Below are 23,803 nucleotides of genomic sequence, written 5' to 3' on the forward strand. Positions count from 1 at the left end.
GATGTTCAAGCCCATGGTGGCCATCGTGACCGCCGGCGCCGCTTCCGCACTTGTGCTGGCTGCACCGGCGCAGGCCGACCCGGACACCGCCTTCGCCAAGGAACTGCAGAGCTACGGCATCTACGGGCAGAAGGACTACAACGCCTGGATCGGCAAGATCGCCTGCAAACGCCTCGACCGCGGGGTGGACGTCAACGCCCGGGACTCGGCGAAATTCGTCTCCGATCAGCTGCAGCGCGGCAGCAGCACCGAACAGGCCTGGCAGTTCCTGGGCGCGGCGATGAACTACTACTGCCCCGACAAGCGCGTTCTGCTCACCGCACAGTAGGGAGTCCATCATGGCGAAGATCACGAAAATGGGTGTGGCCACCCTCGCGGCGGCCGCCGCCCTGACGCTGGCCCCGGCGATCGCATCCGCCGACGCCACCGACGACTACCCGATCCCCAACAAGATCCTGCACACCCCGTGCACCGCCGAGCAGATCCTGGCCGCCACCCGCGACACCAACCCGGTCTACTACGAGCGCTACATGATCGACTACAACAACAAGTCACCGGAAGTGCACCGCGCCGTCCAGGACCGCATCCACTGGTTCTTCGCCATGGACTACGCCGGCCGCCGCCAGTACTCCGAGGACACCGCCACCAACGCCTTCTACGAACAGCTGTCCTGGAACTGGCCGAACTGGGCCAAGATCTTCTTCAACAACAAAGGCGTCGTGGCGGCATCCACCAAGGTCTGCATGAACTACCCGCCCGACGACATGTCGGTCTGGGTCTGGTGAATCCGAATCGGTCGTAGGCCTCGTCGCCGCACCGCATTCACCCGAGGTCCCCGGAACGGATTGCAACGTTTCGGGGACCTTTCTGTTGCCGGAGCCGTCGGCGCCCGTTGCATGGCGTCTGAACATGCTGTGCTGCAATACATTTCGAACTCCGAAGCCGACGAACCAGAGTGCCAACACAATTCATATTCGTCGTGACATGACGTTGCTCGCACACCTCAGACGACCATGCCGCACAACATGTTTGCGAGAACTGCAGAACGCGTCCAGCAACTCTCGAATATCGGTCTCCGACAAGGGTGTTCACCAGGGCTTTTACGAGATCGAGTACGCGATACCGAATTGTGAAGGCAGTCACAGAATTTTGCTCGGGCCCTAATCGCTCTGTTACCGTTCGTCGGCATGTTTGCTGTAGCTTCACTTCTGGCGCTCGTGAGCCAGGTGTCGGGAACGCCGTACATCTCCGGTGGGGATAGCCCCGCAGGGACCGACTGCTCGGGCCTGGCATCATGGGTCAGTAACGCCGCCACGAATCGTCCGGTCTTCGGTGACCGGTTTCACACCGGAAATCAGGAAAGCGCCCTGCTGGCCCGGGGCTTCCGGTACGGCACCCAGCCCGGTGCCCTGAACATCGGCTGGAACAGCGGCCACACCGCTGTCACGCTGCCCGACGGCACGCCCGTCTCGTCCGGCGAGGGCGGCGGCGTCAAGATCGGTGGCGGAGGCGCCTTCCAACCCCAGTTCACCAAGCACATGCACCTCCCGGCGGACCCCGCCCCGGCACCGGCGCCCGAGGGCTTCCTCCCGCCGCCGCCGTCCGAGCTGCCGCCGCCACTGCCCGCCGACGCCATGGCCCCCGCACCGCTCAATGTTCCTCTGCCGCCGCCGGTCGATCCGATGGCTCCCCCGCCGCCTCCGGCCGACCCGATGGCGCCGCCGCCCGCCCCGGAAGGGCTGCCGCCGACCTTCCCGTTGTAGCGGTTACACGTAGCGGGGCCGACCGGCCAACGCTCCCAGCACGATCTGGGTGATGTAGACCACCATCAGCATCAACCAGGGCACCGTCCAGCCCCCGCTGATCTCGTGCAGCAGACCGAACAGGAACGGTCCGACGCCCGCCAGCAGGTAGCCGAGGCCCTGAACCATCCCGGACAGCCGGGCGGTGTCCTCGGCGGTCCGGGCACGCAGCGCGATCACCGCGAGCGCCAGCGAGAAGACACTCATGCCCAGGCCCAGCAGGACCGTCCAGAGCACGGGCGCGGCGGCCGGCGCGACGGTGAGGCCGAGGACCCCGGTGATCCCGATCAGGCCCAGCCCGACGATCCAGCCGCTCTGGCCGGCCCGTCGGGCGGCCATCGGTGCCACCACGATGCTGATCGGCACCGCGATCAGGGCGTTGAGCCCGAGCAGCAGTCCGGCGTCGCCCTGGCTCAGCCCGTTGTCGATGAAGACCTGGGGCAGCCAGCCCATCACCACGTAGGCCATCATCGACTGGCAGCCGAAGAAGCCGGTGATGATCCAGGCCAATCTGCTGCGCAGCAGTGACCGCCCGGGCGCGGAGGCGGTCCGCGTCACCGACATGGACTCGCGTCGCGACCACATGACGACCAGCCAGACGGCCAGCGCCACCAGGGCGAGCACCGCCCAGGCGCCCAGCGCGAACCGCCAGCTGTCGAATATTCCGTCGAGTGCCGGGGTGAGGGCCGAACCGGCGGCGCCGCCGCCCTGGAGCGCGGCGGTGTAGATCCCGGTCATCAGCCCGATCCGGGTCGGGAACGACGCTTTGATGACCACCGGGATGAGCACATTGACCAGGGCGATGCCGGCGGTGGCGACCAGCGTGCCGCCGATCACCACAGCTGGCCCGTCGGTCACCCGGAGCAGCAGGCCCACCGTGAGTGTGAGCAGGCCGCCCGCGATCGCCGGGCCGAGTCCGAAACGTCTGGCCAGCCGCGGTGCGCCCAGGCCGGCGGCGGCGAAGCACAAACCCGGCAGGGTGGTCAGCACGCCGGCCCACAGCGCCGAGGTGCCCAGTCCGTCCCGCATCTCGCCGAGCAGTGGGCCGACGCTGGTGATGGCGGGCCGCAGATTGAGTGCGGTCAGCACGACCGCGACGATCAGGAGTACCCCGCCGGCCGCTCTCTCGGCCGGGCGCAACTGCACCGATCCGTCAGATGGGGCAGTCCCGAAAACGGGCTCCTGCTGGCGGGTTCGACTCACCTGCACTAGCGTGCCATACATCCGATGATTGGATGAAAGGGTTTTCCATGCCGCTGGCCGTCACCCGCCGCACCGGGCTGGTCGAGCAGGTCATCGATCAGCTGCGCACATCGGTGAGCACCGGCGAATGGCCGGTGGACACCAAGATCCCCACCGAACCCACCCTGGCAGAGACGTTGGGGGTCGGCCGCAATACCGTGCGCGAGGCCGTCCGCGCGCTGGCGCACAGCGGGATTCTGGAAGTGCGGCAAGGCGACGGGACCTATGTGCGAGCCACCAGCGAGGTCTCCGGCGCTCTACATCGGCTCTGCGGCAACGAATTCCGCGACGTGCTTCAGGTCCGCCGTTGCCTGGAAGTCGAAGGCGCACGGCTGGCCGCCTCCGCCCGGACCGACGCCGATCTGACCGAGCTCTGGCAGCTGCTGGAACGCAGCGAAGCGCTGCAGAACGACGGTCCGGCCGCCGATTTCGCCCGGGCCGACGCCGACCTGCATTTCGCCGTGGTGAGAAGTTCGCAGAACCTCGTGCTGACCGAGCTCTACCGCGGGCTCACCGAAGTCGTGTCGGCCAGTGTCATCACCACCACCGAGGACCCACCGGTCGCCGGACTCGCCAGACACCGTGGGCTCATCGAGGCGATTGCCGCACAGGACATCGAGCGAGCGGGCCGCGAAGCCGGCGGCTTCCTCGACGAACTGCTGAGCCGGCTACCCGACCACGACTGAGCCGGTTATTCCGGCGTCAGCACGTCACTGTTGACGAAGGTCAGCGATCCCGAATCCAGCAGCACCGCCCAGCGGCGAGCCGGATCCGCAATATGGTTGTCGCCGATGTCCACCGAATAGCCTGCGCTGTCGCCGAAGTCGTCGACGATCACGCCCACGACCTCTTCATCGGTGCCGGCGTGCACGCGCACCCGCACGTCGACGGCGAACTCGCTGTCGTCCGCGTGATCCTGGTCGTGGTCGTGGCCGCCGGCCTCGGCGTCGACGGTTTCCTGAGCTGTCACCAGCGCTCCCCTGTCATCTTCGGCGACCACGGCTGGCGGTCGTCGTCCGATCCCATCATGGACATCAATGCGCGGAATACATGTCATCTAGCCGACCGACAAACCTCGTCAGCTAATACACCGGGCCGTGCAACCGCGCATCGTCCGATATCCATGATCGCAGACTTCTTCTGTCGCGACGCCACTACTCAATCCAAATGCACTCCATTGCGATCATTTCGCATTTCGGACGAGACACAATTCGTCGGTCTCCGCACCCGCAGACACCGGCTGACCATGCTCGATGACGGCGGGATCGGGGCACATCGTCGTCCCGCATCGCCGAGCCGAGCGCATCATTCGATCCGATGTTCGAAACACGGCGGATGAACGAGGTGGCCGATCCGACGACGATTCACGCGCCCGGGAATGAAATGGTCGCCGCCGAAGCCGGGGCCCGGTCACCGGCCCTGCTCCGCTAACCTCTCAGCGTGATCGTGCTGCTGCCCCCGTCGGAAACCAAACGATCCGGCGGCGACGGCCCGCCACTGCGTCTGGATCAACTCAGCTTCCCCGCGCTCAACGAGCTGCGGGCCGAGCTGGTTGCCGAGCTCGGTGCGCTGTCGGCCGACGTGGCCGCCTCCCGGCGGGCACTCGGCTTGACCGTCAAGCAGGACGCGGAGATCGAGCGCAATGCCACCCTGACGAGCACCCCGACGCTGCCCGCGATCGATCGCTACACCGGAGTGCTCTACGACGCTCTCGACATCGACTCGCTGCGCGGCGCCGCCGCGGCCCGGGCCAGGGCCCGGCTGGCCGTCGGCTCGGCGCTGTTCGGTCTGTTGCGCGCCGACGATGCGGTGCCCCCGTACCGATTGTCCGCCGGGTCCAAGCTGCCCGACCGCCCGACGCTGGCGGCCCGGTGGCGACCGGTTCTCGAACCGGTGCTCGCCGAGATCGCGGCCCAGGAGTTGATCGTCGATCTGCGCTCCGGGTCGTATGCCGGGCTCGGGCGGGTCTCCGGCGCGGTCCGGGTCAACGTCCTGGCCGAACACCCCGACGGACACCGCACCGTGGTCAGTCATTTCAACAAGGCGCACAAGGGAAAACTGGCCCGGGCCCTGGCCACCAGCAAGGCCGAGCCCGACGACGCGGCCAAGGTTGCTACGGTGGCGCGGCGGGCCGGCATGCAGGTGGAACGCGAGGGTGACGACCTCGTGGTCGTGGTGCCCGCCTGAGCGGGTCGCTGGAGTTAAACCGTTTCATAACAACGCGATCACGGCCCGCGTCGGGGCAAGGATCATTCGTGTGCGGCTGTTAGCTTCGCCTGCATGACGCCTTCGACAACGATGCGGCGCTGGCTGCGCCGAGGCGCGTCCGCGGTCCTCACGACGCTGGTGCTGGGCTCGCTGGTCAGCGCACCGCCGGCGGCAGCGTTCTCCCGGCCCGGACTACCGATCGAGCAGCTGGACATCCCGTCGGCGTCGATGGGGCGCAACATCCGGGTCACGTTCCAGGGCGGCGGGCCACACGCGGTGTATCTGCTCGACGGGTTGCGCGCCCAGGACGACTTCAACGGCTGGGACATCAACACCGCCGCGTTCGAGTGGTACCACGACTCCGGGGTGTCGATGGTGATGCCGGTCGGCGGCCAGTCGAGCTTCTACACCGACTGGTACCAGCCCGCGGTCGGCTCCGGTGGAACCCTCACCTACAAGTGGGAGACGTTCCTCACCCAGGAACTGCCGGCCTGGCTGGCCGCCAACCGCGGTGTCAGTCCGGTGGGCAATGCCGTTGTCGGTCTGTCGATGTCGGGCGGATCGGCACTGACGCTGGCAATCTGGCACCCGACCCAGTTCATCTTCGCCGCATCGCTGTCCGGGTTCGTCAACCCGTCGCTGGGCCTGTGGCCGACGCTGATCGGCCTGGCGATGCGCGATGGCGGCGGTTACAACGCCACCAGCATGTGGGGTCAGACCAACGACCCCGCCTGGCGCCGCAACGACCCCATGGTCAATGTCGGGATGCTGGCCGCGAACCGGACCGCGATCTGGATCTACTGCGGTGACGGCACCCCGTCCGAACTCGACACCGCCGGCGACTTCGGCGGAATGTTCAGCTCCCAGTTCCTGGAGAACATCACGCTGAACACCAACAAGACGTTCCAGCAGCGGTATCTGGCCGCCGGTGGTCGCAACGGGGTGTTCAACTTCCCCAAGGACGGCACGCACAGCTGGGCTTACTGGGGTTCTCAGTTGCAGGCGATGAAGCCCGATCTGTTGCGTGTCCTGGGCGTGACCCCGCCCGCCCCGCCACCGGTGCTTCCGGCGCCGGTGGTGCCCGCCCCGGCCGCGGCCCTGCCCGCGGTGCCGGCACCGGCGGCACAGGTACCGGTGGTTCCGGCGCCGGCGGTACGGGTACCGGTGGTTCCGGCGCCGGCGGTACGGGTACCGGTGGCCACCCGACCCGCCTGAGCAATCCCCGACCCGCCACGGCCGGTGTCGGTAGCGTGACCGTATGAAGTTGATCTCGCCGACCGATGCGCTGTTCCTCGTCGGCGAGTCACGGGAGCACCCGATGCATGTCGGCGGACTGCAACTGTTCGAGCCGCCCGCCGATTCCGGGCCCGACTTCCTCGCCGACCTGTACGCGGCCATCTCCGAGCACGACGACTTCCAGCCCACGTTTCGCAAGCACCCGGCGCGACTGTTCGGTGGAATCAGCAATGCCACTTGGGCTTTCGACAACGAGGTGGACGTCGACTACCACCTGCGGCGGTCCGCCCTGCCGCGCCCCGGACGCGTTCGGCAGCTGTTCGAGCTGACGTCACGGCTGCACGGCACGCTGCTCGACCGGCACCGCCCGCTATGGGAGGCCTACTTCGTGGAGGGCCTCGACGACGGCCGCTTCGCGGTGTACACCAAGATCCACCACTCGCTCATCGACGGCGTATCCGCGCAACGGCTGATGATCCGCACCCTGACCACCGATCCCGAGGACCGGGAAGTCCGGGTGCCCTGGGCGCTGCAGACCAAGAAGCGCACCACCGCCCCCTCGGGTCAGGCATCGTCGTTGTTGCGTGCCGTCGGCGACGCCGCCGGGGCGGTGGCCGGCCTCGCGCCGACGACCGTCTCGCTGGCCCGCGCGGCGCTGCTCGAACACCAGTTGACCCTGCCGTTCCAGGCACCCAAGACCATGTTCAACGTCCCCATCGGCGGTGCGCGACGGTGCGCGGCGCAGTCCTGGAAGCTGGAACGGATCAGATCCCTCAAGTCCGCGGTCCCCGACTCCACCATCAACGACGTGGTGTTGGCCATGTGTTCCGGTGCGTTGCGCTCCTACCTCGAAGAGCAGCACGCGCTACCCGAAACCCCGTTGGTGGCAATGGTTCCGGTGAGCCTGCGGGGTGAGCACGAGCAGGACGCCGGCGGCAACATGGTCGGCACCATCCTGTGCAACCTGGCCACCGACGAGGTCGACCCACTGAAGCGGCTGGAAACCATCAGCGCGTCCACACGGGACAACAAGCGCATCTTCAGCCAGTTGCCGCGCACCCAGGCGCTCGCCCTGTCCGGCTTCCTGATGGCCGGCCTCGGGCTCAGTCTGGTACCCGGGTTCGTCTCCTCGGCGCCGCCGCCCTTCAACATCGTCATCTCCAACGTCCCCGGCGCGCGTGAGCCGATGTACTGGAACGGAGCCCGGTTGAACGGAAGCTATCCGTTGTCGATCGCCCTCGACGGACAGGCCCTGAACATCACCCTCACCAACAACGCCGACAATCTGGACTTCGGCCTCGTCGGCTGCCGCCGGAGCGTGCCGCATCTGCAACGGTTGCTGACGCACCTGGAGAATTCGCTGGCCGCCCTGGAACGGGCCGCCGGACTCTGAGTCCGCGGACCGGGAAGAAAGGAACTCGGGCGGCACGCTTTTGGGTCGTGTTGTGGTTGATTACCCGCATGGTCGGCCGTCGCAGTCACGGGACGGGCACCGCTTCGTATCGGATCGGTGTCGGCCAAAATCTGCAGTTTGCGCAAATTCGGAACCGCGATAGGTTCGCCTCGTAGTCAGCCGAGGGGAACCGCAAAATCCATGTCACACACCGTAAATCGCCTTGCGCTGACATCCTTTGCCACGGCGGGACTGTACTGCGGTGTCCTCGTGCTGCCAGCGCAGGCGTTTGCTGAGCCCAGTCCCGGGGTGCCGTGCCTGGAGTTGGTTCATGATCTGGCCGCCGCACCGGAGATCATTCCCCAGTCCCTGGAGGGCGGCGCCGCCGCGCTGACCGAGGCCCTCACACCCGCCCCAGCACCGGTCGAACCCCCGCCCGCGCCGGTCGAAGCGGCAGCGCCGCTGATCGAAGCCGCCGCCGTGCCTGCGCCACCGGCGGACGTCGCCGCGCCCCCGGCACCCCTGCCCGTCGCCGCGCCGCTCGCGACACCGGCGGACAGCGCCGTTCCCATCGCCGCGTCCGCGCCGGTCGCAGAGGCCGTTTCGGTACTCGATACCGCTGTCGCCGCCCCGGCACCCCTGCCCGTCGCCGCGCCGATCGCGGCACCGGTGGTTCCGGTGGCGACGCCACCGGTCCCCGTGGTGGCGCCACCGGTCCCCGTCGTGGTGCCGCCCGCGGCGGTGCCGGCCGTCACACCCGCGGCACCTCTGGTGCACGCGGCGGCGGTCCCGGCCGAGGCTGCCCCGCCGATCGAAGCTGCTCCCCCGCCGCCGGCCGAGGCGGCACCGCCGCTGCCGCCGATCGAGGCAGCGCCGATTCCTGCGCCTCCGGCCGAAGCAGCGCCGCCACCACCCGTCGAGGCCGCACCGCCTCCACCGCCGGCCGAAGCAGCGCCGGCTCCCGCGCCGCCGATCGAGGCGGCCACACCACCGCCACTGCCGGAACCTGCACCGCCGGTGGATATTCCACCCGCTGCGCCGCTGGTCGAGGCGGCCATACCGGTCGAGGCCGCCGTACCGGTCGCCGCGGTGGCGCCCATCGACGCCGCCGCGCCCGTTGCGGTGGCAGTGCCCCCGGCACCCACCGCGGCGGCACTCGTCAGCGATGCCGCGGGCAGTGTGCTGCCGGCCATCGCGAATGTGCCGTCGGTGCTCGCGGCCACGCCGCCGCCCCCGCTGGCGTTACCGTCGGTACCCGGACTCCCGACGCTGCCGACCGAGCTCACGATCCCCCGCGACTTCGTATGCGAAGGCACGGCGTGGTCGGCGCAGACCGACGGCGAAGGCGATGTACGAACACCGGGCAGCGTGGAACGCGAAGCGGGCCGGGTCGACTGGTAACCCCGCGTCAGACGCTGGGCGCGCGCACCACCACCGGCACCGCCGGGAAGTAGATCGCCATCTCGGAGCGTGATTTGCGCAGTGCCGCGGTACCGTAACCGCGCTTACGCAGGTCCGGACGGATCCAGATGCGCACCTCGACCTCATGGTCGACGAGCTCACCCAGAACCAGGCCGACCTTCTCCTCACCCTCGAGGGCGACGAACCAGGCCGCCTCCTCGGCGTCCAAACGTCCCAACGCGGAGGAGATCTCGTCGTCGAGGCTGCCCGCCGGGACGCCCGAACCGTCGCCGGCCGTGTGCAACTCGTCTATCCGGGCGGCGAAGATATCGCGGTCCTGCTCGCCCGAAAAGGCCCGCAGCACCACCGTTTCAGCGGACGCGGCGGGCCGCTCGTTGAGGGTGAACGTGAGCTGGGAGTTGAGGTCCTCCAACTCGGCGGCGATGAGCGCACGGGAGTCCCGGGTCAGCCGGTCGAAAGACAGCCCGATCACCGCTTCACTGCCGGCGTGGGAGGTGCCGAGCAGGTCGGCGATGGCGGCGACCGCCGAGTTCCGGTCGGCGGCGTCGACGATGACATCGAGCACCTCGTGCCGGCGGTCAAGCGCCTTGACCAACGCGTCGGCGATATCGCGGCGGGCGGCGGCACGGTCCAGATCGGTCATGGACCAAGCCTAGATCGTGCCGCCGTCCGGTGCGCCGGAACCCCGCTGCGCACATGCGTCAGACCTGAGCGAACCGCTTCTCATCGTAGATCCGGGCCCACTCGGCCCGCGGCCGGATCGAGGTGTCGACGTCGGTCGCGGTGGCACGTAAGGCGCCTACCGTTGCCTGTTCGCGGGGTGTCAGCTTGAACGGGTCCCAGCCGAAGAACCGGCAGGAGTTCTCCCAGGTGATCTTGTTGATGTCGGAGTCCGAGGCCCCGGCCCCGAGCAGTTCGGCGTGCACCTTCTCCGGGGCGTCCGGCCAGAAGCAGTCCGAGTGCGGGTAGTCGCACTCCCAGGCGATGATGTCGATGCCGATCTCGTGCCGCAATTTCAGCGACGTCTTGTCGGTGACGTAGCAGGCCAGCGAGTGCTCGCGGAAGACGTCGGAGGGCAGTTTGTCACCGAAGTCACGGCGCAGCCACTTCTGGTTGGTGTAGTGCCGGTCGGAGCGATCCAGGTAGAACGGGATCCAGCCGATGCCGCCCTCGGAGAATGCGAACTTCAGGTCCGGGTAGTTGCGCATCGCCGGTCCCCACAACAGGTCCTGGGCGCACATCGCCGACACCTGGGTGGCCAGGATGATCAGGTTGTCGATCGGTGCGTTGGGCGCCATGCTGATTGCGCCGAAACCGGTGCCGATGTGCAGGCACATCACCACCTGCTCCTCGGACAGGGTGCGGAACACCGGGCCCCAGTATTCCTCGTCGTGGTAGCTCGGAATGCCCTCCAGATGCGGCAGTTCGGGCATGGTGACCGCACGGCAGCCCTTGGCGGCGACCCGGCGGATCTCCTTGCACATGGCCTCCGGGTTCCAGGTCGGAAGGATCGCGATCGGGATGAAGCGGTCCGGGTAGCTGCCGGCCCATTCGTCGATGTGCCAGTCGTTGTAGGCCGACACCATGACCAGGGTGACGTCTTCCCGGGTCATGTTGAGGTGGCGGGCGGAGAAGCCGGTGAACGTCGGGAAGCACATCGAGGCGAGGATTCCGTTGCGGCTCATGTCCCGGACCCGCTCGTGCACGTCGTAGACACCGGGGCGCATCTCGGCGAATCCGGCGGGATCGCGGCCCCATTCCTCGGCCGGCCAGGACACCACCGCGTTGAGGCCGCTGACGCCCTGCGGCCGGCCCTGATACATCCACTGGTCGACGCCCTTCTCGTCGGTCACGACGATGGGGGCATCGGCCTTGTACTTGGCCGGTACGTGGTTCAGGAACATGTCCGGCGGTTCCACGACGTGGTCGTCGATACTCACCAGAATCAGGTCGTCGGTCTGCATACCTAACTAGTACCCTCGGAATCCGTGACCGTCTCTGCGCGATCGGACAGAGGTTTGACGTTTTCGGCCAAGCTGGGCAGCCCCGGCCGGCCCGTGATCGAGTTGCGCCGCGGGGGCCGGGCACCTGCGGGCAGTTACCTCTACGAGGGCGATGGGCTGATCACCGGCTGGCACTCCCATGAGGTGCATCAGATCGAGTACGCCCTGCACGGCGTCGTCGAGGTGGAGACCGATGCCGGCCACTATCTGCTGCCGCCGCAACAGGCGGCCTGGATCCCGGCCGGGCTCGAACACCAGGCGGTGATGAACCCCGACGTCAAGACCATCGCGGTGATGTTCGAGCCGCAGCTGATTCCCGACGGCGGCGACCGGGCCCGGATCATCGCGGTCTCACCGCTGATCCGCGAGATGATGATCTATGCGCTGCGCTGGCCCATCGAGCGGCGCGGCGTCGACGAGGACGAGGCGGTGTCCGACGGGTTCTTCCGCACCCTGGCACACCTGGTCACCGAGGCGCTCGATCACGAGGCCCCGCTGAGCCTGCCCACCTCCGAGGACCCCATCGTCGCCGCGGCGCTGGCCTACACCAAGGAGAATCTCGCGTCTGTGACGGCCGAGGAGGTGAGCCGGGCGGTCGCGGTGTCCGAGCGCACCCTGCGCAGACTGTTCGCCGACACCCTCGGGCTGTCGTGGCGGACCTATCTCCTGCACGCCCGGATGCTGCGCGCGATGGCCCTGCTCGCCGCGCCCGGGCAGTCGGTGCAGGCGACGTCGTCAGCGGTCGGCTTCGACAGCCTCAGCTCGTTCACCCGCAGCTTCACCCAGTTCTGCGGCGAGACACCGTCGGCCTACCGGAAAAGGGTTGCCGGCGAGAAGAATTGATTCACCCAGCCGCCTCGGGGCTGTCACCTCGACGGAACAGCCCGTCCCGCAGCAGACCGTTGACCGACTCCTGCCAGCGGTGCAGTTGCTCCGAGGAGGTGAACGCCCCGGACATGTGCCGTTCGATGTGCCCGCGCATGCTGATCGTGCCCAGGGCCAGGATCATGGAATTGATCACCGCCCACTGGAGGTCGATGTCGGGCCTGGTCTCACCACGCTCGAGGCGGGTCTGCCACCGCAGGGTGCCCACCTCGTACAGGGTGTCGAAGATCGTCGCCCCCAGTTGGCTGCCGTCCACCAGCGCCCGGCCCAGATACGCGGCGATATCGGGATGATCGGAGATTATCCGCTGGACCCGGTGCCCGACCTCGGAGACCGAGTCGGGCGCGAGATCGGAGACCGGCTGGGCCATCGGGGTGATGACCACATCCAGCACGTACCGGTCGACGGCCTCGATCAGGCCGGCCTTGGTGGCGAAGTGATGCTGGACCAACCCCAGCGAGACGCCGGCCGCGGCGGCGACCCCGCGCAGCGTCGTGGCGGACGTGCCGCATGCCGCGAAGCTCCGTAGCGCCGCGGTACGGATCTTGTCGATGCTGCTCGGTTCCACACCATCCGCCGCAGCGGCCTCAGGACTCACAATTGCCACCGTAGTCAATCTCACTCCGTCGCGACTCGACGATACGGGCGTACCGTAAGTACGATACATCCGTATGGTCCAACCGACTAGGGAAGGGACGGTGGGGGGACGTGTATCCGATATCGATCGAAGACGGAGTGTGGACGGCGCCGTGCACGCAGAATCCCGACCGGTGGACAACGACGGCCGATGAGGGTGCCAAGGCCCTGTGCCGCGCCTGCCCGCGCCGCTGGCAATGCGCCAAGGAAGCCTGCGTGACCCCGGGCGCGGAGGGACTGTGGGCCGGCATCGTGGTGCCGCCGTCCGGGCGCAGCAGGCAGTTCGCCCTCAAACAGCTGCGTTCCCTGGCCGAGCGCAATGCAGGCACCCGACGATGACGACCTGACTTTCCGATCCGCACCACTACCCCATCTCCTCAGCGCGGTTGCGTGCCCGAACAATCCGGGTCGACCTGTATTGCGTAGGACGTGGTGACGCTGATCTGGGCCCCGGTGGACTCGAAGGTGTCGCAGCCGGCGACCGCCGTGACCGCGTTCGGTCCGCCATGGCGGGCCATCGCGCCGCGGTCGATCGCATCGTCCATGAAGTCCTCCTCGATCGCATGGGTGGCAACGGAACCGGCGTCCGAACGAGCCTTGCATGTCGGCGTCCCGCGCATGGTGAGGCCGCGATATTGCAGGCCTGTAATCCATGACACACTCAGCGCATGGTTCCTCCCATCGCGCGCCCCAAGCTTGAGGGCAATGTCGCCGTCGGCGTGGACCGGCGGCTCGGTTTCGCGGAGTTCGGCGATCCGCAGGGGCGGGCGATCTTCTGGTTGCACGGCACACCCGGGGCCCGCAGGCAGATCCCCGCAGAGGCCAGGGCGTATGCCGAACTGGAGAAGATCCGGCTGATCGGGGTGGACCGGCCGGGAATCGGATCGTCGACCCCCCACCAGTATCCGAACGTGCTCGCCTTCGCCGACGACCTCCGCACCATCGCCGACACCCTGGGCATCGATAAGTTCGCCGTCATCGGACTGTCCGGCGGCGGTCCCTACACCCTGGCCGCGGCCGCGGCCATGCCCGAGCGGGTGGTTGCCGCCGGCGTGCTCGGCGGCGTAGCCCCCTACGTCGGCCCCGACGGCATCAGCAGCGGACTGATGAACCTCGGCTCCACCGTTGCCCCGGTGCTCGAGGTCGCCGGCATGCCCATCCGGCTGGCCGCCGCCACGCTGATCAAGTTCATCGCACCGGTCGGCTCGCCGGTCCTGGAGATCTACGCCAGGATCTCCCCCGAGGGCGATCGCCGACTGCTGGCGCGCCCCGAATTCAAGGCGATGTTCCTCGACGACCTGCTCAACGGCGGACGCAAACAGCTGTCGGCGCCGTTCTACGACATCGTCGACTTCGTCCGCGACTGGGGATTCCGCCTCGACGAGGTGAAGGTACCGGTGCGATGGTGGCACGGGGACAAGGACCACATCGTCCCGTTCGAACACGGCGTTCACGTGGTGTCCCTGCTGCCGGACGCCGAGATGACGGTGCTGCCCGGTGAAAGTCACCTCGGGGGCCTCGGCTTCGCCGAGGAGATCCTCCGTAGCATGCTCGACATCTGGGATCGTGACGGCCACGGATCTCACTGACATTCTCTGAAACTCTCTGAAAGGAGTTCGGCACGTGGAACTTTCGGGCACCGGAATCTGGAGTTCACACCTTCGGTACGGCGACGCGCAGCAAGCCGCCGAGGCCGCGGCCGAACTGGAGGAACTCGGCTACACGGCCCTCTGGATCCCCGATGTCGGTGGGCCGGTTCTCGATTCGGTGGAGAACCTGCTGAGCGCAACCAAGTCCGTCACGATCGCCACCGGCATCCTCAATCTCTGGATGCACGATCCTGCCGATGTCGCGGCTGCTCATGCCCGGTTGTCGGCGGCACATGGCCGGCGCTTTCTGCTCGGCATCGGCGTCAGCCATGCGCCGCTGATCGACTCCAAGTCCCCTGGCACGTACCGCAAGCCACTGGCTGCCACGGCGGCGTTCCTGGACGGCCTCGACAACGCCGAACAGCCGGTGGCTCCCGAGGACAGAGTGCTGGCCGCGTTGGGACCGAAGATGCTGCGGCTGGCCGCCGATCGTTCACGCGGCGTCCACCCGTACCTCGTCACACCCGAGCACACCGCCACCGCACGCGAGGTCCTCGGCGACGGGCCGCTGGTGTTGCCCGAGCAGACCGCCGTCCTCACCGAGGACCCGGAGACGGCACGCCCCATCGCGCGCAAGTGGCTGCAGAGCTACCTGGCACTGCCCAACTACGCGAACAACCTGCTGCGTTCCGGCTTCTCCGAGGATGACGTGCATTCGGTCAGCGACCGCCTGGTCGACGCGATCGTGGTGTGGGGTGACGAGGATGCGATCCTGGCGCGGGTCGACGAACACAAGGCTGCCGGCGCCGATCATGTGTGCGTGCAGATCCTCGACTCCGACCTGTCGGCGCTTCCGCTCGAGCAGTGGCGCCGGCTGGCTCCCGTGCTGAACTGATACGGCCGGTGGAGCACGGCCATGGCTGACCTGGACATCGGTGTCTACGTCCCACAGATGGGTTTCTCCTATCAGGACGTGCTGCACCGCGCACTGCGCTGCGAGGAACTCGGCATCGGATCGCTGTGGCTATACGACCATCTCTACGGCCCGGGGATGCCCGAGATCGACTCGCTGGAGGCCTGGACGCTGGCCACCGCGCTGCTGAGCCGCACCGAACGGCTACGTGTCGGGCATATGGTGCTGTGCAACCAGTTTCGGCATCCGCTGCTGGTGGCGAAGATGGCGACCACGCTGGACCAGATCTCCGCGGGGCGGCTGCAGTTGGGTATCGGCAGCGGGTCCATCGAGGATGAGCACCGCCGTGCCGGACTGGACTGGGGGACGTTCGCGACCCGGTCCGCCCGGCTCGGCGAGTCGCTGGAGATCCTGACCCAGGCGTTCGGGACCGGCACCGTCGACTTCAGCGGCGAGCACTACACGGTGCAGGACATGCCGATCCGGCCCGGGGCCGTTCAGCAGCCGCGGCCGCCCATCGTCGTCGGTGGCGTCGGCGAGAAGTACACCCTGCCCTTGGTGGCCCGCTACGCCGACGTCTGGAATGTGCCCACCTACGCGCTGGGCGAATTGGCGCACAAACTGTCGGTGCTGCAATCCATCTGCGCCGATATCGGGCGCGACCCCGCGTCCATCGTGATGTCGGTCGAGGCGGTGATGGCGCTCGCCCCCGATGAGCGGTCACTGCCCGACGTCCGCGCATTCGCAGAGAAGCGTTTCGGCGGACCGGGTTTCGGGCTTGCCGAAGGCGGGTTGATCGGCACCGCCCCGATGATCGCCGAGCGCCTGCGACAGTGGCAGGACATGGGCTTCGGCCAGGTGGTGCTGTTCACCCATGACCGCGCCTCCGACCAGACCCTCGAAGGCCTGGCCGCCGGGGTCATCGCGGAGTTCGCGAGCTAACCGGACCGCTGCGCGAGCAGTTCGCCGCGCAGCAGGTGCATGGCGACCGTCGTGGACCGTTCCCGCACATCGGTGCGGTCTCCGGGCAGCCGCACGGTGCGGACCAGGGTGGGCCTGCCGGCCAGCGCCACCCCGAAACACACCGTGCCGACCGGTTTTTCGGCCGATCCACCGCCGGGACCTGCGATCCCGGTGATCCCCACCGCGGTGTCGGCGCCGAACCGGGCCAGCGCACCCTCGGCCATGGCGCGGGCCACCGGCTCGGATACCGCGCCGTGATCGGCGATCAACGCGGGGTCGACACCGAGCAAGTCGACCTTGGCCTGGTTCGAGTAGGACACCACACCGCCGGCCAGATAGGCCGACGAACCCGCCCGGTCGGCGATCCGGGCCGCGAGCAGGCCGGCCGTGCACGATTCAGCGGTGGCGAACGTCCGCCCGGCGAGCAGCGCGGCGACCTGATCATCGATCAGCGCCCCGTCCTCGGAGAACAATTCAGCCGGGTAGCGGTCCCGCAGCAGATCGATCAGGGCGGTGTAGGCATCCGAGGCGGTCGACTCATAGCGTGTGACGATCTCCAACTCGCCGCGGCGCAGACAGGTGGTGATCTCCAGCTCGGCGAAACCCTCGATGCGAGATTCGGCCTCGCGCAACGTTTCTGCCAGGCCGGACTCCGCCAGCCCGAACATCCGCACGGTGTCCTGCCGGTAGACCGTGCGCCCGGCGATCGCCTGCTGCACAGCGGCGGTCTCGACCGCCCGCGGCCACATGGGTTGCAGTTCACGCGGCGGGCCGGGCAGCACGACGATCGCGGGCCTACCGGGGCCGGGCTCGACGACCACACCGGGTGCGGTGCCCACCGGGTCGAGAATTTGCGCGCCGGCGGGCACCATGGCCTGCTTGCGGTTCGCGGCCATCACCGCCTCGAAGTCGACCTCGCCGCCCCGGGCCGCCATCAGGGTGCGCAGGATCTCCGCGATCCGCGCCTCCAGAGCGGTGTCGAGCACCAGATCACGGCCGGCGAAGTGGGCCACTGTGGCGACCGTCAGATCGTCGGCCGTCGGCCCCAGCCCGCCGCTGGTGATGATGAGGTCGACCCCTTGTGCGGCCAGGAACTGCAGCTCGGCCTCGATGTCGGCGGCCCGGTCCCCGCATTGGGTGACGTAGGCAAGCTCCACCCCCAGCTCCAGCAGCCGGTCGGCGATCCACGGCCCGTTGAGGTCCTGGACCCGCCCGGTCAGTACCTCGGTCCCGGTGACGACGATGCCGGCGCGCACACTCATGCGCTGAGCCTATGCAGCGCGGACGTCAGCGCGACAGCCAGCCCTTCACCGTCGCCAGATCGCGGGAGTACTGCTCCATGATGTCGTCCTGATGCCGTGAACTACCGCTGAGCGCGTCGTCACCCGACCAGATCACCCGGATACGGGCGGCACCACGCATGTAGATGTCCACCCGGTCCGCGACCCGCCGATTCCAGCCGCGCTCCTCGCCGGTGGCGGCAAGGGTCTGCCGTTCTGTTGCGTCGGCCATCGTGATCCTCCTGTGCTGGGCGCCCCGGTTCAGAGACTGCCGCCCATTGTCCCCTGCCCCGACTGCCCGCCGGGGACCGACCCACGGGGGACGCTCAGAAGGTGCCCTTGTGCGGTACGTCGGTGATGAGCCCGCCGTCCACCACGAACTCGCCGCCGGTGGCGAAGGATGATTCATCGCTGGCCAGGAACACCACGAAGGTGGACACCTCTTCGGAGGTGCCGGGGCGGCCCAGCGGGGCGGTGACCATGTCGTCGGGGAAGTACTTGGTCATCGGGGTGCGGATGAAGCCGGGGTGCAGCGAGTTGATCCGGATGTTGTGCACCCCGAGTTCGATCGCCGCCGACTTCGCCAGGCCGCGCACCGCCCACTTGGAGGCGACGTAGGGGTGCACCATCGTCGCCCCGCGCATGCCCTCGATGGACGACACGTTGATGATGGAGCCACCGCCGGCGGCCTTCATCGGTTCGACGACGGCCTGCATACCCAGGAAGGTGCCGGTCAGGTTGACGTCGATCACCTTCTGCCACTTGGCCATGTCGAACTGACCGATCTTGCCCAGCGCCACGATGCCGGCGTTGTTGACCAGGACGTTGAGCGTCCCGAACGCCTCCAGTGCGGTCGCGACGGCAGCCTCCCACTGATCGGCCTGGGTGACGTCGAGCGGGACGTATCGAGCCGCATCACCGAGTTCCTCGGCGACCGCCCGGCCCTTCTCGTCGAGGATGTCGCCGATGACCACCTTGCCGCCCTCGGCGACCAGTGCCCGGGCGTGCGCGGCGCCCATCCCTTGAGCGCCGCCACTGATGAGTGCAACTTTTCCGTCCACGCGTCCCATGGCCGGGAAGGCTACCGTAGCGAGCTGAAACTTAGAACATGTTCCAATTTCCGCACGGCCCCCGCATACTGCGAGGACCACACACTCTCCAGGAGACCCGTATGCCCATTCGCGTGGCACTCGTCGGCACCGGAAACTGCGGTCAACTGGCGTTGATCCAGCTGATCGAGGACCCGCGGTTCGAGCTTGTCGCGGTGGGCACCTCGACCGAGGACAAGGTCGGTGTCGACGCGGGCACGCTGGCCGGACTCGATGTGCTCACCGGCGTGACCGCGACACCGGGCATGGACCAGGTGCTCGCCACGAAGCCGGACTGCCTGGTCTACTGCGCCATGGGCGACACCCGCCCCATCGAGGCCACCCGCGATGTGACGGCGGCGCTGGCCGCCGGTATCAACGTGGTCGGCTCGGCGCCCGGTGGCCTACAGTTCCCGTGGGGCGCCATGCCGGCCAAGGCCATCGCCCGCGTGGAGGAGGCTGCCGCGCAGGGCAATTCGAGCGTCTACATCACCGGGGTGGACCCGGGCTTCGCCACCGACCTGGTGCCCTTCGCGATCGCGAGCACGTGTCAGCGCATCGACCAGATCAAGACCATGGAGATCGCCGACTACGCCACGTACGACGGCACCGAGGTGATGTCGATCGTGATGGGCTTCGGCAATCCCCTGGACCAACCCGGCATGCTCTTCCTCCCCGGCGTCTTGAGCGCGGCCTGGGGCACCGCCATCCGGATGCTGGCTGCCGGCCTCGGTGTCCAGGTCGACGAGATCACCGAACACTACGAACTCGAACCGGCGCCCGAGGACATCCCCGTGGCCACCGGCGTCATCGCCGAGGGCACGGTCGCCGCGATGCGCTTCGAGATCAACGGGATGGTCGACGGCGTGCCCGTCATCGTCGTCGAGCACGTCACCCGGGTGCGTCCGGACCTGCGCCCGGACTGGGCCCAGCCGGCCCAACCGGGGGGCTCCTACCGCATCGAGATCACCGGTGAACCGTCCTACGTGGTCGACATCTGCCCGACCAGCACGCGCGGCGACCACAATTACGCGGCGATCCTGGCCGCGGCGGGCCGGATCGTCAACAGCATCCCCGAGGTGATCGCGGCGCCGCCAGGTATCCGCACCACCCTCGACCTGCCCCTGGTCACCGGCAAGGGGCTGTACGCCGCGCAGTAGGGCGCCATTGCCCCACCGCGCGGCGACGGACTCAGCTGAACGAGGAGCGCGGCGCGCCGATGCCCGGATCGATCTTGACCGGGCCGGCGGCCGAAGGGGCGATCGGGAAGTCGAAGATCGCGGTCGGAATGTACACCGTTGCACAGGCATTCGGTATGTCCACGACACCGGACAGCCTGCCCTCGATGGGCGCGGCGCCGAGCAGCAGATAGGCCTGCTCCGGGCTGTAGCCGAACTTGGTCAGGTAGTCGATCGCGTGCAGGCAGGCCCGCTGGTAGGACAGATGCGAGTCCAGGTAGCGCTGTTCGCCGTCGAGAGTGACCGAAGTGCCGGAGAATGCCAGCCACTCCGAGTACTGCGGATCGGTGTTTCCCGGCATGAAGATGGCGTTCTCGCTGACCCCGTAGGTCTCCATGCCGCCGGGGATCACGTCGACGCGCAGGTCGATGAACCCGCCCATCTCGATGGCCCCACAGAAGGTGATCTCGCCGTCACCCTGCGAGAAGTGCAGGTCGCCCACCGACAGATTGGCGCCGTCGACGAACACCGGGTAGAAGATGCGGCTGCCCTTGGTGAGGTTCTTGATGTCCTGGTTGCCGCCGTTCTCCCGCGGCGGGGCGGTCCGCGCGGCCTCGGCGGCGGCCTTGACGAAGCCATCCCCGGAGAGGCCACCCAGAATCGCGTCCTGAGGCTCGGGCGGCAGCGCCAGTGGCGGCACCCGGTCGGGGTCGGTGGCGATCAGCGCCGCCTCGCGGGTGTTCCAGGTGGACAGCAGTTTCGCCGACGGCGCGGTACCCATCAGTCCGGGGTGGACGATGCCGGTGAACTCGACCCCGGGAATGTGGCGCGAGGTCGCCTTCTGCCCGGAGAAGTCCCAGATCGCCTTGTAGGCATCGGGGAACTGTTCGGTGAGAAAGCCGCCACCGTTCTCGGTCGGGAAGATCCCGGTGTAACCCCAGCCCTGGCCGGCCAGCGGGCCGGAATCCTCCTGCGGGATCGGGCCCACGTCGAGGATGTCGACGATCAGCAGGTCGCCGGGCTTTGCACCCTCGACCGCGATCGGGCCGGACAGCACGTGCACCGTGGTCAAGGGGGCGTTGAGGATGTCGTCGGCGGAATCGTCGTTGACGATCGCACCGTCGAACCACTCACGGCAGTGCACCCGGAACGAGTCACCCTTCTTGACCGTCACCGCCGCCGGGATATCCGGATGCCAGCGATTGTGGCCGAGCTTCTCCTGGTCGGTGAACTTCTTGGTGGAATCCAGCGGGAATACGACGTCGGGCATGGAAACTCCTTATGCTCGTGGCAGTTTCTGGTGAAGTGGATTGGTGGTGACCTTCTGGCGCCGGCCTGGCGCCGACGGTCGGGTCACCACCGCCGGCCGGTCGGCGGTCGCCCGGGTGGCATCCTGCAGTGCCATCGCGGCACCGGAACGGCCCAGGTTCGGGGCCGCGATCATCCTGCGGGCCGGACCCGCACAGGTGGGACAGTCGATGACGTCGGGACGATCATTCATCGAATACAGCTGCGCCGTAACATCGCAGCCTGACTTGCAACGAAATACGTAGAGAACCAATAGGTTTCCTCACGGTGTCTGACGGTTGCACTGAAGACAACCGCAACACTACCGCCGGGGGCCGGGGTCGGCAGGGCACTTGGACAAGCCTACATACGAACCGGATGCGGGTGTAGCGGTGTACAGACGTACCCACCGGCCAGCCCTGAACCGCAGCGACTACTTTGCGCCGGAGTGCTTCCCGCTCAACGGATCAGCGGCGCGGCACGGCGCCTGCGTTACCGGTGGCGGCGTGCCGGGCCGCGGTGTCGCGCATCCCCATCTTCACCGCGGCCCACAGAGCGATGCGGAAGTTGATCCGGTCGGTCTCTTCGAACGGATTGGCGCCGGTGAGCTCGGTGACCTTCGCCAACCGGTTACGCAGCGTGTTCACGTGGACGTACAGCGTGTTGGCGGCGGAGCTGATGTCGCGACCCGGCGCCAGGAAGGCCTCCAGGGAGGACACCAGATGGGAATTGTTCACCCGGTCGTGATCGACCAGCGGGACCAGCAGCCGCTGCACGAACGGGACCAGCCGGACCTTCGGGACGGCTGCCAGCAGGCCGTCCAGGGTGGCGATCTCGTCGATGTGCACAGTGCGCCGCCACCGGACGGCTTCCTGCAACGCCTCCATGGCCTCCGGGATGGCATAGGCCATCGACTGGGCGTCCGGCGCCATCGCGACGCCGCAGACCAACTCGGACTCCGACAGCGCGGCGGTGAATTCCTCGGTGTGCGCGCACAGCGCCACCAGGCCGTCGTCGAGGAGCGCCACCGTACCGCCGTGGGAGTCCACCAGCTGGTGCACCGCACCGTGGGAGTCCGGCGCGAAGGCGCACACCACCACCGGGCCGGCGGCCAGGCCATGCTCGGCCAGGGCACTCTGCACCGGGCCGACCCCCAACGTGCCCGCCACGAACCAGCGCAGGAGCGACCCCAGGTCGCGTTCCCGGGCACCGACCTCGCGGTCGGCGGTTCGCATCGATTCGGCCCAGTCCACGATCCGCCGGAACGGAATCTCGGCGGGCAGCGTCAACAGCGGCAGGCCCGCATCCTGGCAGGCGTGCAGCAACGCCGCCGGTGGCTCGTCGAACAGGTCGCCGAGTCCGACCACCAGTGCGCTGACACCCTGACCGGCCAGCGTGCTGACGTACCGCCGGACCGCCGCGTCCGGCTGATCGGCCACCGGTACGCCGACGCTGAGGATGAGCTCCCCGCCCGACAGGTACGGCGAGGGGTCGGCCAACTCGGTCGGATAGACGTAGCGGATCGGCTGCGCCGACTCCCGGATCGGCGTCAGCGCGCCGACCTGCAGAGTCGGTTCCGAGAGCAGGTCGCACAGCCGCATGGTGCCGTCGTGCGGTGCTGCACAGTCGACCGCCGCAGCGCGCTCCGCTATCCGCCCAGCTGAGGTCATCGGTACCTCCCAGCGAGAGCGTTCATGTCAGGCGAGTCTAGGACCGTGAAACCATCGCTACAGGTCGAGGGCCAGTCTGCTGCCGCAGCGAGCCCGTGATACGCAAATCATCATAGTGCTGTTCGCCTGCCGCTCGCTCTCGGTCAGCAAATCGTCACGGTGGTCAACATCACCGCCGAGCACCTTGGTCTCACAGGTCCCGCAGAACCCGGCCCCGCAGGAATAGGGCGTGTCCGGCAGCGCCTGCAGCACCGCGTCGAGCACGCTCTCCCCCGCCCCCACCGAGACGGTCACCCCAGTGCGGACCAGTTCCACCTCGAAGGCCTCGTCATCGTCGGCCGCCACGGGTGCGGAGCTTCCGTCGGCGGTGAACCGCTCGATGTGCACCACCCGGTCCGCGAACTGCTCCCCCGCCTGCTGGACGGCCGCCAGCATCCCCGGCGGGCCGCAGCAGTACACGTGGGTGCCCGCGGGACTGGCGTCGAACAGCCCCGCGATGTCGGGCAGCCCGTCCTCGTCCTGCGGCATCACCGTGACGTCCGCCCATGCCTGCAGACGGTCCAGGTACGCCATCGCCGTCCGGGTGCGCCCGCCGTAGACCAACCGCATCGGAGGCGGGCTGGGCTGGGCCCGCAGGGCTTCCATCATCGCCAGGATGGGGGTGATGCCGATCCCGCCGGCCAGGAACAGGTACTGCGGGGCCGGCCCCAACTCGAAGTTGTTGCGCGGCTCGCCGACCTCCAGTGCCTCCCCGATGCGTAGCTGTTGGTGGATCTCGCGTGAGCCGCCCCGCCCGTCGGCCACCAACAGCACCGCCACGGTGTAGCTGTACGGATCGTCGAGCGGACCGCACAGCGAGTACTGCCGGACCAGGCCCGACCCGAGGGTGAGCGGGACATGGGCGCCGGGCGCCCATGCCGGCAGCCGCTCCCCGGTGGGACTGCGCAGTTGCACCGAGATCACACCGTCTGCTTCCAGCCGGAGTTGTGTGACGTGCAGCTTCATCGC

At 68.1% G+C, this 23,803-nt stretch carries 27 protein-coding genes; 14 read left to right on the forward strand and 13 right to left on the reverse strand.

The window, feature by feature from the left end:
- Position 1 precedes the first annotated feature (1 nt).
- The 3 genes from K0O62_RS15290 to K0O62_RS15300 all read left to right on the forward strand — a co-directional run bounded on the left by K0O62_RS15290 (position 2) and on the right by K0O62_RS15300 (position 1,763).
- Positions 2–328, forward strand: a complete 327-nt coding sequence (locus K0O62_RS15290; protein ID WP_234803649.1) for a DUF732 domain-containing protein — start codon at positions 2–4, stop codon at positions 326–328.
- 10 nt (positions 329–338) lie between these two features.
- Entirely contained in the window at positions 339–785 is a 447-nt protein-coding gene (locus tag K0O62_RS15295; RefSeq protein ID WP_073859787.1) for a DUF5078 domain-containing protein, read from the forward strand.
- Between the two features lie 402 nt (positions 786–1,187).
- Positions 1,188–1,763: a glycoside hydrolase gene (locus K0O62_RS15300; protein WP_073859786.1), complete on the forward strand. Its 576-nt coding sequence runs from the start codon at positions 1,188–1,190 to the stop codon at positions 1,761–1,763.
- A 3-nt stretch (positions 1,764–1,766) separates the two neighbouring features.
- Here K0O62_RS15300 and K0O62_RS15305 read toward each other — a convergent pair whose 3' ends face one another.
- A complete protein-coding gene (locus K0O62_RS15305) occupies positions 1,767–3,005 on the reverse strand; it encodes an MFS transporter (protein WP_372512851.1) in 1,239 nt (412 codons plus the stop codon).
- Positions 3,006–3,052: 47 nt separating this feature from the next.
- On the opposite strand from K0O62_RS15305, the gene K0O62_RS15310 reads away from it, so the two are divergent.
- On the forward strand, positions 3,053–3,730 hold the full coding sequence (locus K0O62_RS15310) for a FadR/GntR family transcriptional regulator (RefSeq protein ID WP_073859784.1): 678 nt from the start codon (positions 3,053–3,055) through the stop codon (positions 3,728–3,730).
- Positions 3,731–3,735: 5 nt separating this feature from the next.
- On the opposite strand, the gene K0O62_RS15315 is transcribed toward K0O62_RS15310, so the two are convergent.
- Entirely contained in the window at positions 3,736–4,014 is a 279-nt protein-coding gene (locus tag K0O62_RS15315) for a hypothetical protein (protein ID WP_079244679.1), read from the reverse strand.
- Positions 4,015–4,484: 470 nt separating this feature from the next.
- On the opposite strand from K0O62_RS15315, the gene yaaA reads away from it, so the two are divergent.
- The 4 genes from yaaA (at position 4,485) to K0O62_RS15335 (ending at position 9,282) form a co-directional block, all read left to right on the forward strand.
- Positions 4,485–5,231, forward strand: a complete 747-nt coding sequence (gene yaaA, locus K0O62_RS15320; protein WP_073859783.1) for a peroxide stress protein YaaA — start codon at positions 4,485–4,487, stop codon at positions 5,229–5,231.
- 93 nt (positions 5,232–5,324) lie between these two features.
- A complete protein-coding gene (locus K0O62_RS15325) occupies positions 5,325–6,467 on the forward strand; it encodes an esterase family protein (RefSeq protein ID WP_073859782.1) in 1,143 nt (380 codons plus the stop codon).
- Positions 6,468–6,510: 43 nt separating this feature from the next.
- Positions 6,511–7,881 (forward strand): WS/DGAT/MGAT family O-acyltransferase, encoded by a 1,371-nt coding sequence (locus K0O62_RS15330; protein WP_073859781.1) that lies wholly within the window; start codon positions 6,511–6,513, stop codon positions 7,879–7,881.
- 270 nt (positions 7,882–8,151) lie between these two features.
- On the forward strand, positions 8,152–9,282 hold the full coding sequence (locus K0O62_RS15335) for a hypothetical protein (RefSeq protein ID WP_207764090.1): 1,131 nt from the start codon (positions 8,152–8,154) through the stop codon (positions 9,280–9,282).
- Between the two features lie 7 nt (positions 9,283–9,289).
- On the opposite strand, the gene K0O62_RS15340 is transcribed toward K0O62_RS15335, so the two are convergent.
- Together K0O62_RS15340 and K0O62_RS15345 are read right to left on the reverse strand one after the other, a co-directional pair.
- The gene (locus tag K0O62_RS15340) at positions 9,290–9,946 is read right to left on the reverse strand and encodes a GNAT family N-acetyltransferase (RefSeq protein WP_073858632.1); all 657 of its coding nucleotides are present in this window, start codon (positions 9,944–9,946) and stop codon (positions 9,290–9,292) included.
- A 58-nt stretch (positions 9,947–10,004) separates the two neighbouring features.
- Positions 10,005–11,267, reverse strand: a complete 1,263-nt coding sequence (locus K0O62_RS15345) for an amidohydrolase family protein (protein ID WP_073858633.1) — start codon at positions 11,265–11,267, stop codon at positions 10,005–10,007.
- Positions 11,268–11,291: 24 nt separating this feature from the next.
- Between K0O62_RS15345 and K0O62_RS15350 the strand changes: the two genes are divergently transcribed.
- Positions 11,292–12,149 (forward strand): AraC family transcriptional regulator, encoded by an 858-nt coding sequence (locus K0O62_RS15350; RefSeq protein WP_073858634.1) that lies wholly within the window; start codon positions 11,292–11,294, stop codon positions 12,147–12,149.
- A gap of 1 nt (position 12,150) precedes the next feature.
- Here the strand turns inward: K0O62_RS15350 and K0O62_RS15355 are convergent, their stop codons facing one another.
- Positions 12,151–12,789, reverse strand: coding sequence for a TetR/AcrR family transcriptional regulator (locus K0O62_RS15355; protein WP_372512850.1), 639 nt, complete (start codon positions 12,787–12,789; stop codon positions 12,151–12,153).
- A 110-nt stretch (positions 12,790–12,899) separates the two neighbouring features.
- Between K0O62_RS15355 and K0O62_RS15360 the strand changes: the two genes are divergently transcribed.
- Positions 12,900–13,166, forward strand: a complete 267-nt coding sequence (locus tag K0O62_RS15360; protein WP_073858636.1) for a WhiB family transcriptional regulator — start codon at positions 12,900–12,902, stop codon at positions 13,164–13,166.
- A 38-nt stretch (positions 13,167–13,204) separates the two neighbouring features.
- On the opposite strand, the gene K0O62_RS15365 is transcribed toward K0O62_RS15360, so the two are convergent.
- Positions 13,205–13,372, reverse strand: coding sequence for a hypothetical protein (locus tag K0O62_RS15365; RefSeq protein WP_165637035.1), 168 nt, complete (start codon positions 13,370–13,372; stop codon positions 13,205–13,207).
- A gap of 123 nt (positions 13,373–13,495) precedes the next feature.
- On the opposite strand from K0O62_RS15365, the gene K0O62_RS15370 reads away from it, so the two are divergent.
- From K0O62_RS15370 to K0O62_RS15380, 3 genes are read left to right on the forward strand one after another with little or no spacing between them, the layout of a single operon-like run.
- Positions 13,496–14,416 (forward strand): alpha/beta fold hydrolase, encoded by a 921-nt coding sequence (locus K0O62_RS15370; RefSeq protein WP_073858637.1) that lies wholly within the window; start codon positions 13,496–13,498, stop codon positions 14,414–14,416.
- A 34-nt stretch (positions 14,417–14,450) separates the two neighbouring features.
- Positions 14,451–15,311, forward strand: a complete 861-nt coding sequence (locus K0O62_RS15375; protein WP_073858638.1) for an LLM class F420-dependent oxidoreductase — start codon at positions 14,451–14,453, stop codon at positions 15,309–15,311.
- A 21-nt stretch (positions 15,312–15,332) separates the two neighbouring features.
- The gene (locus tag K0O62_RS15380) at positions 15,333–16,271 is read left to right on the forward strand and encodes an LLM class flavin-dependent oxidoreductase (protein ID WP_073858639.1); all 939 of its coding nucleotides are present in this window, start codon (positions 15,333–15,335) and stop codon (positions 16,269–16,271) included.
- Here K0O62_RS15380 and K0O62_RS15385 read toward each other — a convergent pair.
- From K0O62_RS15385 to K0O62_RS15395, 3 genes are all read right to left on the reverse strand, one after another.
- Complete coding sequence (locus tag K0O62_RS15385; RefSeq protein WP_073858640.1) at positions 16,268–17,554, reverse strand: competence/damage-inducible protein A; 1,287 nt, start codon at positions 17,552–17,554, stop codon at positions 16,268–16,270. The two genes, K0O62_RS15380 and K0O62_RS15385, sit on opposite strands and share 4 nt — an antisense overlap.
- Positions 17,555–17,579: 25 nt before the next feature.
- The gene (locus tag K0O62_RS15390) at positions 17,580–17,804 is read right to left on the reverse strand and encodes a hypothetical protein (RefSeq protein WP_073858641.1); all 225 of its coding nucleotides are present in this window, start codon (positions 17,802–17,804) and stop codon (positions 17,580–17,582) included.
- A gap of 94 nt (positions 17,805–17,898) precedes the next feature.
- On the reverse strand, positions 17,899–18,642 hold the full coding sequence (locus K0O62_RS15395; protein ID WP_073858642.1) for a glucose 1-dehydrogenase: 744 nt from the start codon (positions 18,640–18,642) through the stop codon (positions 17,899–17,901).
- Between the two features lie 101 nt (positions 18,643–18,743).
- Between K0O62_RS15395 and K0O62_RS15400 the strand changes: the two genes are divergently transcribed.
- Complete coding sequence (locus K0O62_RS15400; RefSeq protein ID WP_073858643.1) at positions 18,744–19,820, forward strand: NAD(P)H-dependent amine dehydrogenase family protein; 1,077 nt, start codon at positions 18,744–18,746, stop codon at positions 19,818–19,820.
- Between the two features lie 31 nt (positions 19,821–19,851).
- On the opposite strand, the gene fmdA is transcribed toward K0O62_RS15400, so the two are convergent.
- The 4 genes from fmdA to K0O62_RS15420 all read right to left on the reverse strand — a co-directional run bounded on the left by fmdA (position 19,852) and on the right by K0O62_RS15420 (position 23,800).
- Positions 19,852–21,108, reverse strand: coding sequence for a formamidase (fmdA, locus tag K0O62_RS15405; protein ID WP_073858644.1), 1,257 nt, complete (start codon positions 21,106–21,108; stop codon positions 19,852–19,854).
- Positions 21,109–21,117: 9 nt separating this feature from the next.
- Complete coding sequence (locus tag K0O62_RS15410) at positions 21,118–21,339, reverse strand: zinc ribbon domain-containing protein (RefSeq protein WP_162295836.1); 222 nt, start codon at positions 21,337–21,339, stop codon at positions 21,118–21,120.
- A gap of 253 nt (positions 21,340–21,592) precedes the next feature.
- Complete coding sequence (locus K0O62_RS15415; RefSeq protein WP_073858646.1) at positions 21,593–22,795, reverse strand: PucR family transcriptional regulator; 1,203 nt, start codon at positions 22,793–22,795, stop codon at positions 21,593–21,595.
- A gap of 57 nt (positions 22,796–22,852) precedes the next feature.
- Entirely contained in the window at positions 22,853–23,800 is a 948-nt protein-coding gene (locus K0O62_RS15420; protein ID WP_073858647.1) for a PDR/VanB family oxidoreductase, read from the reverse strand.
- Between the last annotated feature and the right edge of the window lie 3 nt (positions 23,801–23,803).

The organism is Mycolicibacterium diernhoferi (genome assembly GCF_019456655.1).
GTDB lineage: Bacteria > Actinomycetota > Actinomycetes > Mycobacteriales > Mycobacteriaceae > Mycobacterium > Mycobacterium diernhoferi.